Below are 16,380 nucleotides of genomic sequence, written 5' to 3'. Positions count from 1 at the left end.
GTCCTTCATGAAAAAATTCATCCGCTATCTTTTAGGATATTTTGGATACGATATCATCAAAGTTGTTCCCACCTCCTTCTTAAAGAAGGAGCAACCTGTAAAAGTTGGCAACTATCTCATTACCCTTCCTGTACAAAACCCTCTCATTAAGACCTATGCCACTCAGAAGGATTTCGCCAGTGAGATCGGGAGGCTTGCAGGTTATGTTCTTCAAAAGTACCCAGATCTCATATTTATAGATATCGGTGCCAATACCGGCGATACCATAGCCACCGTCAAATCTGTACAGGATATACCCATCCTTGCAGTGGAAGGTGATGATTTCTCTTTCAGCTACCTCAAAAGAAATGCGGCACAGTTCAGGAATGTTCATCTTGTTCAGCAATTCCTCGGAGAAGAAACAGGTACCATCAAAGTTGATCTGCAGAAAAAAGGATGGAACACCACTATCATTCCTAATGCCGGCAACGAAGAAGTGACCATTAAAACGCTGGATACGGTAGTGCAGGAATCTTCCCTGAGTAAACATGCCATGAAACTGCTGAAGATCGACACGGAAGGTTTCGATACGGTGATCATCAGAGGAGCTGCTTCATTAATAAAGGAGACAAGGCCGGTGATCTATTTTGAATACAACCGCGACAACATGGGAGCCATTCACGAAAATGGCCTGCAAACCTTGCTGGACCTTGCACGGGAAGGCTACGAAAAAGTTCTCTTTTTTGATGACAGGGGCCGGTACATCCTTTCCGGCTCGCTTTCAGACCGGGAACTAATCCAGGATCTGCACGACTATTCCGATGGGAAAACCAGTCTGATCTATTACTACAATATTTGCCTGGTGCATAGCAGCGATGCAGACCTCGCCAACAGAATCATAACCGGAGAAAGAGGCTTCAGAAATGCCCAACAACCTTCCAAATGATCCCGTAGTTGCAATTTTGCTTTATCTTGCCTGATTTTAACCAGCACTTACAGCAGTGGGCATCATTCAAAAGCAAAGCATCAGGTCAAGTATAATAATCGTAGCAGGGTTTGCTATCGGGGCGATCAATATGATTGTTCTTAGCCCCCGGCTGTTGACCACGGAGCAACTGGGACTAACCAGGTTGCTGCTGGATACTGGTTCTACACTGGCCTATCTTTGTACTTTCGGTTGCCTGCCAATCATCTATAAATTCTTCCCTTTCTATAGAAGCTATCTTCCCGCCCGCAAGAATGACCTGCCGTTTATTACGCTTATAGTCTGTCTTGTGGGATTTGTTATCGTGAGTATCATTGGCATTTCAATGAAGGATATCATTGTGCGAAAATTCAGCGAGCGGTCACCGCTGTTTGTTGAATACAGTTATCTGGTATACCCACTCACTTTTTTTATGCTTATTTATTCCTGGCTGGAAGCATTTGCCTGGTCCTTCAGGAAAGGAGTTGTTTCCAATGCGCTGCGTGAAACCCTGGTACGGCTGGTTTTTACTGTTCTGATCATATTGCTGGCCGCTCAGATCATCGGAACGGATCAATTCTTACAATTATTCTCTGCTTCCTATTTATTACCTGTAATATTTCTGTTCATAGTGTTGCGGAAGACAGGTGGATTCGGATTCTATTCCACTCCCAGCACTGTTACCAGGAGGATGAAAGGCAAAATGATCAACTTCGGATTGTTCCTCTTCGGAGCGCAGTTCCTCAATCTTCTTTCCCGCACCGTTGACACCTTCATTCTTTCCGCAAAGTCGGATCGTGGTCTTACAGACACGGCAGTTTTCACCATCGCCACCTATGTGATAACCATTATGGAAATCCCGCAACGCAGTATGAATTCCATCACCATCCCGGTGCTTGCAGAGGCATGGAAAAACAAAGATCTGCAGCATATCAATCAGGTGTACACGAAAAGCGTTGCCAACCTGCTGGTCATAGGCCTAATGATCTTCTCGCTTACCATACTGAATGTACACAACCTGGCTACTTTTTTAGGAAGTGATTACAAGGGCATCGAGTGGGTGATCTTCCTGTTGGTCATCGGTAAACTCATAGATCTTGGCACCGGTTCCAACTCCCAGGTGATTGGAACTTCCAATTACTGGAAGGTTGATTTTATCACCAATGTGATCTATACACTCCTTGCGCTGCCACTGAACTATATCCTGATTTCCCACTATGGCCTGATCGGCGCAGCTTATTCTACATTGCTGTCACTTACTTTTTACAACCTGATGCGCTTCGGATTTTTGTGGTATAAATTCGGCCTTCAGCCTTATACCTGGAAAGACCTGCAGGCCGTTCTCCTTGCGGCATTGGTAATACCAGTTGTCTATTTTTTACCCAATGCCAGTTCCATTTACCTGGATGCCGCAATAAGAACAACGGTATTCTGTCTGCTTTTCGTGCCGGCAATTTATTTTTTGAAAGTATCTGTCGAGATCAACCAACTGATAGAAAAATATATCCCCTTCTTCAGGAAGAAGTGATGGAATTCCTGCCGGCAATTGTATGATAGCCGGCCTGTGCGGCTTGCAAAGCTTGGGTTATTGCATCAGGTAGTGGCGGACATAGGTGATAGCGTTCCGATCAATTCCAGGAACTTCGCCAAACCTTTTCTCTTCGCTTCATCCAATTCGTAGCTGATATTCTTTGTGTAATACTCGTGCAGATCATAAATGGGATAAGGATTGGCGGCCACCACTTCATCGATTTGCTTCAATCCTTCTGCATTGGCAGAATCAAAGGCCTTTAGAAAATCTTCAGGCAATGGTTTGTTGCTCACCCAGGCGGCAAACACGAAAGGCAGGCCTGTATGTGCTATCCAGGCTTCGCCCAGATCATAGATGTATTTGCTTTTGTGACGTTGCTCCAGGGCTCTGTCGCCTATCACAACGCCGGCAGTTGTACCGTTGATACGACTGCGATAATCTTCTTTCGTATCTGTGATCACCGGACCGATCTTCCAGTAATCACGCATCAGGATACGCGCCAGCGTTACGGAGGTGCGGCTCTGATAGTCGAGCAGCACTTCTTTTATCTCCTCTACCGGCACATCGCTGAACAGGCAAACACTGGCCACGGGCTGCGTACAACCAATACAGTAATTGATATCGATATAATGCTCTTTCATGCGTGGGATCACGGCCACTGGCACCAGTCCCATATCAATTTCATCTTCCAGGAGCATACGGGCAATATTCGCCGGATATTCGGGTACGGGCTCAATTGCATCAATCACCGGTGAATGCTCGATACCATACAATAATGGTTTGGTATTGAGATAATTCACGATTCCAACCTTAATCTTCTTCAATTGAATTAATTTTACGGCGCAAAGGTAAAGGAATATCCATTTTAACATCAACATTGTACCAGATCATGGAATTGAATACACTTACAGCCATTTCCCCAATTGACGGACGCTACCGCAACCAGGTGCAGCACCTCGACGAATACTTTTCTGAATTTGCACTGATGAAATACAGGGTGCTGGTTGAAGTGGAATACTTCCTGTTCCTGGGAGATAAGAAGTTCTTTTCCCTGCCCATTGCTGTAAGAAGAGGCCTGCAGGCCGCTGCCGGGAATTTCAGTCTCGCTGACGCACAAACCATCAAAGACACGGAAAAGATCACCAATCACGATGTAAAAGCTGTTGAATATTTCCTCAAAGAGAAACTGAAAGAACTGAAAGCAGAGCATCTTTCTGAGTGGGTCCACTTCGGACTGACCTCACAGGACATCAATAATACCGCCGTTCCACTTTCCTGGAAACAGGCCGTGGAATTCGAATATCTCCCCGCGGTGCTCAACCTCAATAAGCAACTGGAAATTCTCGCAGACGAATGGCGCGATATCCCGATGCTGGCCCGCACTCACGGACAACCGGCCTCTCCCACCCGCCTCGGTAAAGAGATCCAGGTGTTCATAGAACGACTCAGCAACCAGATCCAGCAATGCATCGAGATCCCCATCAGCGCCAAATTCGGCGGCGCCACAGGTAACTTCAATGCACACACGGTGGCATTCCCGAAAAAGAACTGGGTAAGCCTCGGCAATGATTTCGTGGAAGGCGTACTCGGACTGAGCCGCCAGCAATTCACCACACAGATCGAACACTACGATAACCTCGCTGCCCACTTCGACAGCATGAAGCGCATCAACACAATATTGATGGACTTCAGTCGCGATATGTGGACCTATATCTCCATGGACTATTTCAAACAGCGCACCAAAAAAGGCGAGATCGGATCATCGGCCATGCCGCATAAAGTGAACCCGATCGACTTCGAGAATGCCGAAGGCAATCTCGGCATCGCCAATGCGCTCCTGGAACACCTTTCAGCCAAACTGCCCATCAGCCGCCTTCAGCGCGACCTTACAGATTCAACCGTATTGCGCAATATCGGCGTGCCCTTCGCTCATATCATCCTGGCTACCCGCAGTATCGAAAAAGGACTGGCCAAGCTGGTATTGAACGATGAAAAGATCTATGACGATCTCGATAACAACTGGGCAGTAGTTGCCGAAGCGATCCAGACCATCCTGCGCCGCGAGAACTACCCCAAACCTTACGAGGCGCTCAAAGAGCTGACCCGTGGCAAGCAGGGCATCAATAAGCAAACCCTCCACCAGTTCATCGATAAATTAAAAGTTCCGGTAACCGTGCGTAAAGAGCTGAAGAAGATCACTCCGCACAACTATACCGGCATGAACCCCGACTTCTGAGTGAAGACGGTCCGCCACCAAAGCATATCGCCTTTCTGATCATATTGTTCAAACCCGTTCTTCTGCAATACGCGGATAGAGGCGGTATTGGTTTTGGCTGTCTCGGCCAGAACAGAGGATATGTCTTGCCTTTTTGAGGACCAGTGGATGATCGCCGCTACGGCTTCCGTCATGAAACCCTTGTTACGTGCGCCTTCCACCGTGCCATACCCGATCTCCACCACACCGGCAGGATTGGGTACGCCTTTGAAGCCCATCTCGGCCACAACAAGTCTAGATTTCTTTTCAATAACGAGCCAGAAAGTAAAAAAGAGGAAATGATCTTCCGGCGCTCTGCGCATACACGGAAGCGTGATTGTGTTCACGTAACGCTTCACATCCGTATGCACATTGCGATTGGTGAGTGTAAGCCCCTGCTCCAGTTCAAATAGATTATTGCCCTGCAGGTAGAGTTCCAGCGCAGGTACATCAAGCGGGAGGATATGCAGTCTTGAGGTTTCGAGCATGTCCTGGAAAATTTCGCAGCCGCCAGTCGCTCGCCTCCCGGCGAGTGACTTGTATTAGTTCGCCTCCGGCGAACACCGTGTCGCCGGAGGCGACGGAACAGAAGTCACTCGCCGGGAGGCGAGCGACTGGCCACAGCAAGATTATTAGCTGCATGCAAAAGATACAAACCTTATACCGTTTCCTTATGGATTTCTGAGGTGAAGTGGAATTCGATGTCTGGATTGTTGGTGCGCTCTGTATTCAAAAACCACTCACTCTGAGCGAGATACACCAGATGACCGTCTTTATCGGTTGCGATATTATTGCTCTTGAACCGGGTGAATTCATCCAGCTTCCTGGAATCGGGGCTGGTGATCCAGCAGGCTTTATAGAAAGGTTGTGAACGGAACTCCACGCTGGCGCCGTATTCCTGCAAAAGGCGATACTGGATCACTTCAAATTGCAGCTCTCCCACGCAGCCAATGATCTTTTTATTACCCCCAAACTGGGTGAAAAGCTGCGCAACTCCTTCGTCTGTAAGCTGCAATAGTCCTTTTTCCAATTGCTTGGTTTTCATTGGATCTTTATTCACTACTTCCTTAAAGATCTCAGGTGAGAAGGAAGGAATTCCGGTGAAATAGAAATTGGCTCCTTCGGTGAGGGTATCCCCGATCTTGAAGTTACCGGTATCGAAGAGACCTACCACATCGCCGGGGAATGCTTCATCGATCACATCTTTATCGCGGGCGAGGAAAGTGTATGGGTTGCTGAAGCGAACGTCCTTATCGAGACGCACGTGGTGGAAATATTTATTGCGCTCGAACCTGCCGGAGCAAACGCGAAGGAAAGCGATCCGGTCGCGGTGCTTGGGGTCCAGGTTGGCGTGGATCTTGAAGATGAAACCAGAGAATTTATCTTCATCCGGGCAAACTTCGCGAACGGAGGTCTGCCTGCATCGCGGGATGGGTGCGATCCGGATAAAGGTATCCAGCATTTCACGCACACCGAAATTGTTGATGGCCGAGCCGAAGAAAACCGGCGACACTTTACCGGCCAGGTAATCAGTCACATTCAGTTCTCCGTTCACACCGTCTACCAGTTCCACATCTTCCCGTAAAAGATTGGCATCCTTTTCACCGAGCTTGGAATCAAGTACATCACCATTCAGGTCGGTGATCTCCAGGCTATCCTCGTCATCAGATGCTTTGGTGTTGGCGGTGAAGAGAACAAGGTTTTTATCGTAGAGATTGTATACTCCTTTAAAGTCTTTACCGCTGTTGATGGGCCAGGTCATGGGGTGTAATGAGATCTTCAGTTCATTTTCGATCTCTTCGAGAAGGTCGAAGCGGTTCTTACCGTCGCGGTCCATTTTGTTGATGAACACGATCACCGGTGTGTCGCGCATGCGGCAAACTTCCATGAGGCGGCGGGTCTGATCTTCCACCCCGTTCACGGAATCCACTACGAGGATAACGCTGTCCACTGCAGTGAGGGTGCGGTAAGTGTCTTCAGCGAAGTCCTTGTGACCGGGTGTATCCAGGAGGTTCACGAGGATGCCTTTGTATTCAAAGCTCATTACAGAAGTGGCAACGGAGATACCGCGCTGACGTTCGATCTCCATGAAGTCAGATGTAGCGTGCTTTTTGATCTTATTGCTTTTTACCGCACCGGCAGTCTGGATGGCGCCACCGAAGAGGAGGAATTTCTCCGTAAGGGTGGTTTTACCGGCATCCGGGTGGGAAATGATCGCAAAAGTTCTTCTTCTCTGTATTTCTGCATTGTACTTCATGAAGGGATCGCTTTTAGGAAAAACGCCCGCAAAGGTACATTAATCCTTGCTCAATTTGTACTTTTATGATGCATGCGTTACAGACTTCGCCAATTCATTGTCAATAATTTCCTCCGGCACCGGAAAGACAACGGAGCGACCAATTCCCCAAGCCCTTACAAGATGGCGAAAAGCCTCTACCAGTTACGGAGAGCCGTACTGCAGAACTCCAGAGATGCGGTTTTGATCATCATCGGGATCCTGAGCGCGGGATTCGGGTTGAAGAGTTTTTTGCTGCCCGTGAAATTCATCGATGGCGGCGCCACGGGGATTTCCCTGTTGAGCAGCGCACTGCTCGGCTGGCCATTGGCGTTGATGATCGTACTGATCAACCTGCCGTTCATTTTGATCGGCTACAGGCTGATCGGGAAAGGATTCACCATAAAAGCGATTATGGCCATTGCAGGCTTGTCTATTTGTCTGGCCGTGGTGGACTATCCTATCGTTACTTCTGATAAGTTACTGGTGGCCGTGTTTGGTGGCTTCTTCCTCGGCGCAGGGATAGGGTTTACGGTGAGAGGCGGCGGCGTTTTGGATGGAACCGAGATACTGGCGATCTATCTCAGCCGGAAACTGGGCACTACCATCGGTGATGTGATCATGATGATCAATGTGCTGATCTTCTCAACGGTTGCTTATTTTTTGGGGATCGATAATGCGCTTTACTCCATGCTTACTTATCTGGCGGCTTCAAAAACAGTGGACTTCCTGATTGAAGGTATCGAAGAATATACCGGTGTTACTATAATTTCCCCGAAGAGCGAAGAGATCAGCCGGGTAATAACGGAGAAGCTTGGACGAGGGATTACTGTGTACAAAGGCGCAGGTGGTTATGGAAAGAGAGGATATGTACAGGAGGACCAGCATATCGTGTTTACGGTGATCACCAGGCTGGAGATCTCAAAACTGAAACATGAAATAGAGATGGTGGACCCGCATGCGTTTGTGGTGATGCATAGTATCAAGGATACGAATGGCGGGATGATCAAGAAGAGGCCGTTGAAGCATTAGATCTTGACGGCTAAAAACGAATTGTAATTCGCTTTATAACATTATTTCCGGGCAATTTTTCATAATTTTGCTTAAAAGCGAATTATAATGCGCAAAACAATACAATATTTTGGAGAAACGATACGTCAAAGGCGATTGCTCCTTGGTTTATCGCAAGACCAGCTTTCGGCGCATTCCGGGGTAAACCTACGGACTATCCAATTACTTGAACAAGGGAAAGGCAACCCTACGATTGAAACTTTATTGCAGGTGACAGAGCCATTGGGTATGAAATTGGAATTGAAAATAAAACAACCTAATATCAGCTTCGCATGAGATCAGCGCAGGTATTTTACAACGGAAAACTTGCGGGAATTATATCGAAATCCCGGACTGGTTACCAGTTCGTATACGACAAAGACTATCTCATCACTGAAGGTAGCAAACCAGTGAGCATTACATTGCCTTTACGCAAAACACCCTTCCACAGCCACACACTCTTCCCTGCTTTTATTAACAGGCTCAGTGAAGGCGCCAATAAAGCTATGCAGAACAAACTGCTGAAAATTGACGAGCAAGATTATTTCAGCTTGTTATTAGCTACAGCTGGCACAGAAAGTATAGGACCAATTACTATTAAAGAAATTCATGAGGATACCGAAGATTAAATATTGCCCCTGCACATTACAAGAAGGTTATGATACATATAGTCCACTTGGTCAGCAGCAACTTTTTGGCAGCCGGTCAAAGAAGGTATCTCACATCTTACCATTTGGTCCTCCAGGCAAAAGCACTGAGCTTACAAGGGAATATAATGAGAAAAGAAAAAGGATCAGCATTAGTGGAGTTCAGGAAAAATATAGCCTGCTTTTGAAAAGAAACACCCTTGAATTGACAGACAAAACCGGAACGCATATTTTAAAACCAATACCGGCTGAGCGACTGGAGTTGGTGAATGACTTACCTGCCAACGAGCATGTAACTATGCAAATTGCGAGGCATGTGTTTGGCATACGTACTGCAGACTGTGGAATGATCTTCTTTGATGACGGAAGCCCCGCCTATATCACCCGGAGATTCGATTATAGACCAAATGGTGATGGTAAATTTCAGGTAGAAGATTTTGCGATCTTACTGGGAAAGTCCCCGGAAATAGAAGGTGTAAATTTCAAGTACGATGCTTCTTATTTGGATATTGCAGAACAAATAGATGCAATTGTTGCCGCTTCCTCTCTGGCGATGGTGGAGTTCTTTAAATTGGTTATATTCAATTATCTGGTTGGCAACGGAGATGCACACCTGAAAAATTTCTCCCTGATAGAAACCATAGATGGAGATTATTACCTGGCACCTGCTTATGACCTGTTGTGTACATCGCTACATATCAATGACGGCAACCTGGCCCTCAGCGAAGGCCTGTACGAAAATGATTATGAAGAGGCCAGCTTTTCAAAATATGGCTATTATACCCAACACTCTTTCCTGAAATTTGCCAAACGGATTGGCATCAAAAAAGAGCTGGCCACGAAAACCCTGAATGATATGCTGGCTGCAGATTACCAGGTGCCGGAAATTGTGAACCGCAGCTTTATGAGCAAGGAAGGAAAAAAGAAATATTTAAGCGTGTTTGGGGAAAGGAAACAACGTTTGCGGGAAAAATAATATGTCAATTCGCTTATCAGTGAATCTGAACCAGGAGAAAACTATTTCAATTTATCCAAAACAGCGATCAACTTCTCATTTAAAGAAGTAACACTCTGAATCAAAGTCAACATCATTTTGGTTTGCTCGTCTGTCATAGACTGAACGTTATTGTAATAACCACCATTTGCACCAGAAGAATTAGGTGAATTATTACCACTATCGATGAAAGTTATGCCTTGTGAAGAAAGCAAACTAACCGGATCCACTTTATGAAATTCAGCCACCCTCTGAATTATGTCAACTGTGATCTTACTTTCTCCGCGCTCATACTTGGTATAAGCCGACTCACTGATCCCCAGATAATCCGCTACTTCCTGGGCTTTTTTATCGCGGATTTTCCGGTTTATGTACATGTTCCTTCCTACTGCCTTATTTTCCAACACAGAGAATTCTTGTTCCATATAACAGAGGTTTGAATTTGAAATCAATTATCAAGTTTTTGATAGCACTATACTATTCAAATATAAATAATCCCAGAAAGCTCTTAAAAAAAGGTACGCAACAAGCAGAAACCCTAACAACAGATATTAACCTATCCAGGGACTACACCCTATACCCCTCCAGGCAGTCCGGCATACCTCCCTCATACCTCCGGCAGCAACTAAACAGCAATCAGACAGCAATTAAAGTACAATTAACCGCCAACCAGGCACGCACAATCAATTGAAAACCAGCCAAATACCACAAGACAAAACAATATTTAACACTCAGACGCCTGATTATCAGTATTATACAAGAATCATTTTAATACTCAGTCCCGGTTCTTCTACTGCTCACCCCCCTTTCAGTACTTTCATACTACTGTCTCAGTACTATCTCAGTACTCTCCCCGTTTAAAAACCCATGTTTTCACTACTATCTCACTACTGTTTCACTACTTACAGACTCTGGCGTAACGCTTCTCTCACCTGAAATCAGCCTGATCTACATCTTCTTCTGCTCCGTTACTGCACTACCTGACCAGAAACAGTGATTTATGGAAAAGTGAAAAACTAAAATGATCAGCTCAACTGAACTTTCTTCACTCCTGCCCTTTTAGTGAATTTGTAGATCGGGCGGCCATCGACCATCACTTCTGAAATATCATACACGATATTATCATTCTTATAATCCAGGTCCAGCTCCTCGAAGAGCGTTCTGGCATTCAGGTAGAAATATTCACCGGCCTTGATGATCTTGAAGGTATCTTCCATAGCCATGGAAGAAATGATCACGTAGAGTGTTTTATCATCCGGGTTCTCTTCATCAAAAGCGATCCTGGCTCCTTTTCCTGCGGCCAGTTCCATCTTTTTTGCAGCATCGGCGCTGAATCCGAGTTTACCATTTTTATGCGCAGTGGCTTTAAGGGTTTTTGCTGCATCGCGGGGGTCAAAAAATTTCAACTTCATAGTTTACCATTCGATTCTATCCAATCTCCATCCCTATGCTCTCCGGTCCCAATTTATAGATTTTAGCATTATATCATTCCATTTTTTTACAGTATCCATTTAGAAAACGGACACCGTCCAGGTCCTCACAAAATTCTCCTCCGCTTCCAGTTTGTTGATCCCTTCTTTCTCTTCCCATAACTGTATCGCATCCACGCTGTCGGCAATGCCGCACCAGGGCTCGATGCAAAGGAAATCAGCTCCGGGGGCCGCCCATAGTCCCAGGAACGGGAAGCCGGGGAAGTCCATCGTAAGACCATGTTCTGTTTTACGGCTCAGCAAAGAGATCCTGGAAGAGTTGAGGTTCTTCAGCACCAGGGCATCGTTGGCAAACAAATCCTTGTTCAAGGGCAAATGATTTGTATCGTTCAGCAAGGGAGTGGAAGATGTTTTGAGTAATCCGCCTTCTGCTATGGGCCAGCGGCCGGTAGTTTCCGGCTGATCGAATTCCAGGTAATAATCGTCGTACGCCGTATCGGGGACCAGCGGCAATGCAAAGGCGGGATGACCTCCCACGGAGAAATACATCGTTTCCTTTCCTATGTTCACCACCTCATAGCTAACGGCAATGCTGCTATCCACAATGGTATAAGCGATCCTGAAATCGAAAGGGAAAGGGAATACTTTCAATGTTTCTTCACTCTGTTTCAGCAGGAATACGATCTTATCGAAGGCCTGCGATTCCACGGCAAATTGATGGTCGCGGGCAAAACCATGCCGGCCTAAGTGGTAAGGCTGCTCTTTGTAATAGTAAGTATTTCCCTTTAACGTGCCCACGATCGGGAAGAGTACGGGCGAGAATTTGCCCCAAACGGCGGGATCGCCTTTCCACATATATTCAATGCCGGATTCTTTCTGCAACAGGCTCTGCAATTCAGCGCCTTTCGGATGGATGCTGGCTTTCAGCAAGTGACTTTCGATCGTAAACATACAGCAAGTTAATAAAAAGGCTTATCAGCCGGATTGACCATTGAAATAAATCACAGGTTGCTGCGACAAATACCCGGGAACAATCACTTAAATTTGGAATATGCGTCGAGTCATCGAAATTTTAGGCAGTAGCCTCAACCTCACCTGGCAGGAGTTCAAATCGCACAAACTGCGCACTTTGCTCTCCCTTTCCGGCGTTGGGTTCGGCATCCTCTGTATCATTGGCGTGCTCGCCACGGTGAACAGCCTTGAATACGCCGTACAGCAGGATATCAAGGCGCTTGGCTCCAATACGATTTATATCGATAAATGGGATTATTCCGCTGGGGGTAACGACTACCCCTGGTGGAAATATGTGAACCGTCCCACACCCAAATACGATGAAGTGGAACTGCTGAAGCAGAAAGTTCCTGCCATCGGATATATCGCTTTCAACAATAATATCAACGCGCCCATCGAATACAATGGCAGCGTACTCACCGGTCTCAATTATTACGGAGTCTCAGCAGATTTCGATAAACTGCAGCCCGTTGAAGTGGGTGAAGGACGTTACTTCCAGCAAATGGAGTTCGAGCAGGGCACGGGCGTGATCGTGCTCGGTTACCTGGTTGCCGAGAATCTTTTCGGATCGGATGTAAAGAAAGGGATCGGACAGGAACTGAAACTGAAAGACGGTAAACGCGCTGTAGTGGTAGGCATTCTCAAGAAAAAAGGCAAGAGCATCATCGGTGGATGGGATTACGATAACAACGTGCTCATCACCCGCAATTTCATGAAAACGATGGCCAAGGAGGAATATACAAACCCGAGCATCCTCGTATCCGGGAAAGAACATATTCCCCTGGAACAGTTGAAAGATGAATTGCTCGGCGCTATGCGTTCCATCCGCAAACTTAAACCCACACAGGAAGACAATTTCTCTCTCAACGATATCAATACCCTCAGCGGCTTCGCCACCAGCATTTTCGATGGCGTGAACAAAGGCGGCTGGGCCATTGCAACCTTAAGTCTGATCGTAGGTATGTTCGGCGTGGCGAATATCATGTTCGTGACGGTCCGTGAACGCACTTCGCAGATCGGACTTAAGAAAGCCATCGGCGCCAAACGCATTACCATCATGACGGAATTCCTGCTGGAATCCTCCTTCCTCTGTATCATGGGAGGACTACTCGGATTGCTGGTTGTGGTGATACTTACTTTTGTTCTCTCGGCCATCTTTGGGTTCAGTGTGTTCATTGCTCCCGGCATCATCATGCTGGCCATTTCCATTTGTATTGTGGTAGGTGTACTGGCAGGGATCATTCCCGCTTCCATTGCCGCCCGGATGGACCCGGTAGTAGCGATCCGTTCCAAATAATCAGCGTGCCGGCACTCGCTCGCCTCTGGCGAGTGAGTTATATTTGTTCGCCTCCGGCGAACACTGCGTTGCCGGAGGCGACTAAATAAAAATCACTCGCCAGGAGGCGAGCGACTGGCCACACCCTGAGAATACTTACCTTTACCGCGACTATGAGCGTTACCATTCTTGCAATTGAATCCTCCTGCGACGAAACATCCGCCGCAGTCTGTTCAGACGGAAAGATCCTCTCCAATTTCATTGCCAGCCAGGCAGTGCATGAGCAATACGGCGGCGTGGTACCCGAGCTCGCGTCCCGCGCGCATATGCAGCATATCGTGCCGGTGGTGGACAGAGCCCTGAAAGAAGCCCGCAAACAATTATCGGACCTCGATGCCATTGCCTTCACACAGGCGCCGGGCCTCATCGGCAGCCTGCTCGTAGGCGCACAGTTCGCCAAATCGCTGAGCCTGGCGCTGAACAAACCACTCATCGCCGTTCACCATATGCAGGCTCATGTACTGGCCAATCTCATCGACGATCCCAAACCATCCTTCCCCTTCCTTTGTCTCACAGTGAGCGGTGGACATACACAAATTGTGCAATGCAACAGCCCTCACCAGATGCACATCATCGGCGAAACCATCGACGATGCCGCCGGCGAAGCATTCGACAAATCAGCCAAATTACTCGGACTGCCCTATCCCGGCGGCCCATTGATCGATAAATACGCGAAGACCGGCAACCCCGATCGTTTCAAATTCCCCGAGCCACAGATACCCGGACTGGATTTCAGTTTCAGCGGACTCAAAACCGCTATCCTGTATTTCCTGCAGGAAAACACTAAGACCAATCCCAAATTCGTGGAAGAGAACCTGGCAGATATCTGCGCTTCCATTCAGCATCGCATCATCAGCATCCTGATGAACAAACTGAAGAAGGCCACACTTCACACAGGCATCAAAGATGTTTGCATCGCAGGCGGCGTATCCGCCAATAGTGGCCTCAGGACCGCACTCAAAGAAGCCGGGGAAAAATATAAATGGAATACCTTCATTCCCGCTTTCCAGTATTGTACGGATAATGCTGGTATGATAGCCATCACAGCGTATTATAAATTCCTGTCGGGAGAATACACCGCCCTTACAGTCAGCCCCTCCGCCAAAGCCGAATGGTAACCCAAACCAGTAACCGAATTGTACAACTCAAAAACTGCAAATGGCTAACGGCTACTTTCAATTCAAACAGTTTACCGTTCAACAGGACCAGTGCGCCATGAAAGTGTGCACAGACGCCTGCATCTTCGGAGCCTGGTTTGCCGCCAAGACTGCCGACTACACCACTGTTCTCGACATCGGCGCAGGAACAGGACTGCTCTCGCTCATGCTTGCCCAAAAATCGAATTCAGAGATCCACGGCATCGAACTGGACCTCGGCGCTTTCAAACAACTGAAAGAAAACATCCAGCAAAGCATCTGGAAAGAACGCATCAAAGTATTTCCAGGAGATGCGCGCACCTACTCCTTCCCCATCAAATACGATTTCATCATCACCAATCCTCCCTTCTTCGAAAATGATCTTCCATCTGCTTCGGAAGAAGAACAGATCGCCAAACACAGTAAGCAATTATCCCTGGAAGACCTGATCAGTGTGATCAGCCGCAACCTGGAACCGCATGGAGGTTTCGGGATCTTGCTGCCCTATCACAGGTGGGAATATTTCAATAAACTGGCTACCCAAAATGGATTTTCACTGGTAGAGAACCTGCTGGTGAAACAAACGCCACAGCATGATTTCTTCAGGAGTATTTTACATTATTCCAGGACCAATGATCAGTTCAACCCAACGTTTGAATTGACAATAAAGGGAGACGACGGAAATTATACAGAAGAATTCACAGAGCTGCTGAAGGATTATTATTTGTATTTGTAACGCGGTTATTTAATTCCTTTTTCGCAACAATTCATTTTGTAAGGAAACTGCTTTGCTGAAATTATCTTCGAACAATGAGATCTGGCGGTATGACCTTAAACGTTTTATGAGCAGGGTATACTGAAGCTTCCGCAGTATGCGTTCATCTGCAGGTTTACCGGCAACAGGTTTTGTAAAGAACAATGCGCCCATCTTCCTGATATGGTACCAGAAACTTTTGAACAGTTCCCAGCGGAACCTGACCATGGAACTGTTTTTTGTTTTCAACAGGATCTTATATGGCTCCAGTACTGAAAAACAATGAGCGCTTTCTTCTATATAAGTGAGATAATAAGGCAGTGTAAGGCGGTTGGCGGTGATATAATGATCAAAGCGCAGCTTATCTTCATACCAGATCGAATAACCTGCCAATGCCAGTACATAACACAACTCATGATCGCCACCGGAACTTAAACTCATTCCCTGGCGGTCCGTCAATGCAGGCACAAAGCCACTGGCGCAAATCTTTTCATAGGCAGATTTTCTAAGAACGGCGCCCGCTCCATATACGAATTCCTCGTTCACTTTTCCACTTTCTTTGGCCTGTTCTCCCCCTGCATAGAGATTGCACCACAATAACCAGGCTGGTGCAGGTTCTTCAAAAACAAAATTGCCTTTACCTCCTAATATTCCAACATGAGGCAGGCTTTCCATCACGGCAAAAGCGGTCTTTACATAATCCGGCGCCAGCCAGTTATCATCATCGCACAAAATAATATAATCATACTGTGCGGCGGCAAAGCCGCTGTCCCTGGCAAAGGTTAGTCCTGGCTTTGCTTCTGTGATAATATGAAGATTGATTTTTGTATTGTATCGTTGCCATTCCTGCTCAATGACCTCCAGGCTATTGTCTGTAGAAGCATTGTTGACCACCAGCAGTTCACAGCCCATACCGGCAGGGACCTGTTGTTCCGCGATACAACGAAGCGTTGCCGGCAGGCGGTCCGCTCCGTTATATGTGCAAACTAGAATGGTCATACCTGCCTTCATACAGTTTA

The 16,380-nt window shown here is 46.9% G+C and carries 17 protein-coding genes; 10 read left to right on the top strand and 7 right to left on the bottom strand.

All coding sequences use genetic code 11. The features are described 5' to 3' along the window. Positions 1-7 precede the first annotated feature (7 nt). Positions 8-925, top strand: a complete 918-nt coding sequence (locus D9Y29_RS09955) for an FkbM family methyltransferase (RefSeq protein WP_127127583.1) — start codon at positions 8-10, stop codon at positions 923-925. A gap of 55 nt (positions 926-980) precedes the next feature. Then, the gene (locus D9Y29_RS09950; protein WP_164735344.1) at positions 981-2,471 is read left to right on the top strand and encodes a polysaccharide biosynthesis C-terminal domain-containing protein; all 1,491 of its coding nucleotides are present in this window, start codon (positions 981-983) and stop codon (positions 2,469-2,471) included. Between the two features lie 65 nt (positions 2,472-2,536). On the opposite strand, the gene D9Y29_RS09945 is transcribed toward D9Y29_RS09950, so the two are convergent. Beyond that, positions 2,537-3,298: a menaquinone biosynthetic enzyme MqnA/MqnD family protein gene (locus D9Y29_RS09945; RefSeq protein ID WP_241237887.1), complete on the bottom strand. Its 762-nt coding sequence runs from the start codon at positions 3,296-3,298 to the stop codon at positions 2,537-2,539. A 65-nt stretch (positions 3,299-3,363) separates the two neighbouring features. Here D9Y29_RS09945 and purB point away from each other — a divergent pair, with 65 nt between their 5' ends. Then, positions 3,364-4,710 carry an adenylosuccinate lyase gene (gene purB, locus D9Y29_RS09940; RefSeq protein ID WP_127127579.1) on the top strand — a complete coding sequence of 449 codons (1,347 nt, stop codon included), beginning with the start codon at positions 3,364-3,366 and terminating at the stop codon, positions 4,708-4,710. Here purB and D9Y29_RS09935 read toward each other — a convergent pair. Continuing rightward, entirely contained in the window at positions 4,683-5,216 is a 534-nt protein-coding gene (locus tag D9Y29_RS09935) for a GNAT family N-acetyltransferase (RefSeq protein WP_127127577.1), read from the bottom strand. The two genes, purB and D9Y29_RS09935, sit on opposite strands and share 28 nt — an antisense overlap. Before the next feature lie 170 nt (positions 5,217-5,386). Next, positions 5,387-6,985, bottom strand: a complete 1,599-nt coding sequence (locus D9Y29_RS09930; protein WP_127127575.1) for a peptide chain release factor 3 — start codon at positions 6,983-6,985, stop codon at positions 5,387-5,389. Between the two features lie 72 nt (positions 6,986-7,057). Here D9Y29_RS09930 and D9Y29_RS09925 point away from each other — a divergent pair, with 72 nt between their 5' ends. The 4 genes from D9Y29_RS09925 to D9Y29_RS09910 all read left to right on the top strand — a co-directional run bounded on the left by D9Y29_RS09925 (position 7,058) and on the right by D9Y29_RS09910 (position 9,676). Continuing rightward, entirely contained in the window at positions 7,058-8,035 is a 978-nt protein-coding gene (locus D9Y29_RS09925) for a YitT family protein (RefSeq protein WP_127127573.1), read from the top strand. An 87-nt stretch (positions 8,036-8,122) separates the two neighbouring features. Further along, the gene (locus D9Y29_RS27025) at positions 8,123-8,350 is read left to right on the top strand and encodes a helix-turn-helix domain-containing protein (RefSeq protein ID WP_127127571.1); all 228 of its coding nucleotides are present in this window, start codon (positions 8,123-8,125) and stop codon (positions 8,348-8,350) included. Further along, complete coding sequence (locus D9Y29_RS09915) at positions 8,347-8,682, top strand: HipA N-terminal domain-containing protein (RefSeq protein WP_127127569.1); 336 nt, start codon at positions 8,347-8,349, stop codon at positions 8,680-8,682. Before D9Y29_RS27025 ends, D9Y29_RS09915 begins: the two co-directional genes overlap by 4 nt. Further along, entirely contained in the window at positions 8,663-9,676 is a 1,014-nt protein-coding gene (locus D9Y29_RS09910; RefSeq protein ID WP_127127567.1) for a HipA domain-containing protein, read from the top strand. The genes D9Y29_RS09915 and D9Y29_RS09910 overlap by 20 nt, the downstream gene beginning before the upstream one ends. Before the next feature lie 41 nt (positions 9,677-9,717). Here D9Y29_RS09910 and D9Y29_RS09905 read toward each other — a convergent pair whose 3' ends face one another. From D9Y29_RS09905 to D9Y29_RS09895, 3 genes are all read right to left on the bottom strand, one after another. Beyond that, on the bottom strand, positions 9,718-10,119 hold the full coding sequence (locus D9Y29_RS09905; protein WP_127127565.1) for a helix-turn-helix domain-containing protein: 402 nt from the start codon (positions 10,117-10,119) through the stop codon (positions 9,718-9,720). Positions 10,120-10,719: 600 nt separating this feature from the next. Next, positions 10,720-11,106, bottom strand: a complete 387-nt coding sequence (locus D9Y29_RS09900) for a hypothetical protein (protein WP_127127563.1) — start codon at positions 11,104-11,106, stop codon at positions 10,720-10,722. Positions 11,107-11,205: 99 nt separating this feature from the next. Continuing rightward, a complete protein-coding gene (locus D9Y29_RS09895) occupies positions 11,206-12,075 on the bottom strand; it encodes an aldose 1-epimerase family protein (protein WP_127127561.1) in 870 nt (289 codons plus the stop codon). 100 nt (positions 12,076-12,175) lie between these two features. On the opposite strand from D9Y29_RS09895, the gene D9Y29_RS09890 reads away from it, so the two are divergent. The 3 genes from D9Y29_RS09890 to D9Y29_RS09880 all read left to right on the top strand — a co-directional run bounded on the left by D9Y29_RS09890 (position 12,176) and on the right by D9Y29_RS09880 (position 15,343). Beyond that, positions 12,176-13,432: an ABC transporter permease gene (locus tag D9Y29_RS09890; protein ID WP_127127559.1), complete on the top strand. Its 1,257-nt coding sequence runs from the start codon at positions 12,176-12,178 to the stop codon at positions 13,430-13,432. A gap of 152 nt (positions 13,433-13,584) precedes the next feature. Beyond that, positions 13,585-14,589 (top strand): tRNA (adenosine(37)-N6)-threonylcarbamoyltransferase complex transferase subunit TsaD, encoded by a 1,005-nt coding sequence (gene tsaD, locus D9Y29_RS09885; RefSeq protein WP_127127557.1) that lies wholly within the window; start codon positions 13,585-13,587, stop codon positions 14,587-14,589. A gap of 40 nt (positions 14,590-14,629) precedes the next feature. Then, positions 14,630-15,343 carry a tRNA1(Val) (adenine(37)-N6)-methyltransferase gene (locus D9Y29_RS09880; RefSeq protein WP_127127555.1) on the top strand — a complete coding sequence of 238 codons (714 nt, stop codon included), beginning with the start codon at positions 14,630-14,632 and terminating at the stop codon, positions 15,341-15,343. A gap of 9 nt (positions 15,344-15,352) precedes the next feature. Here D9Y29_RS09880 and D9Y29_RS09875 read toward each other — a convergent pair whose 3' ends face one another. Beyond that, on the bottom strand, positions 15,353-16,360 hold the full coding sequence (locus tag D9Y29_RS09875; protein WP_164735342.1) for a glycosyltransferase: 1,008 nt from the start codon (positions 16,358-16,360) through the stop codon (positions 15,353-15,355). Positions 16,361-16,380 lie beyond the last annotated feature (20 nt).

Origin of the sequence: Pseudoflavitalea rhizosphaerae (assembly GCF_003991355.1) — a bacterium.
GTDB classification, from domain to species: domain Bacteria; phylum Bacteroidota; class Bacteroidia; order Chitinophagales; family Chitinophagaceae; genus Pseudobacter; species Pseudobacter rhizosphaerae.
This window is presented reverse-complemented; position numbering and strand designations above follow the sequence as displayed.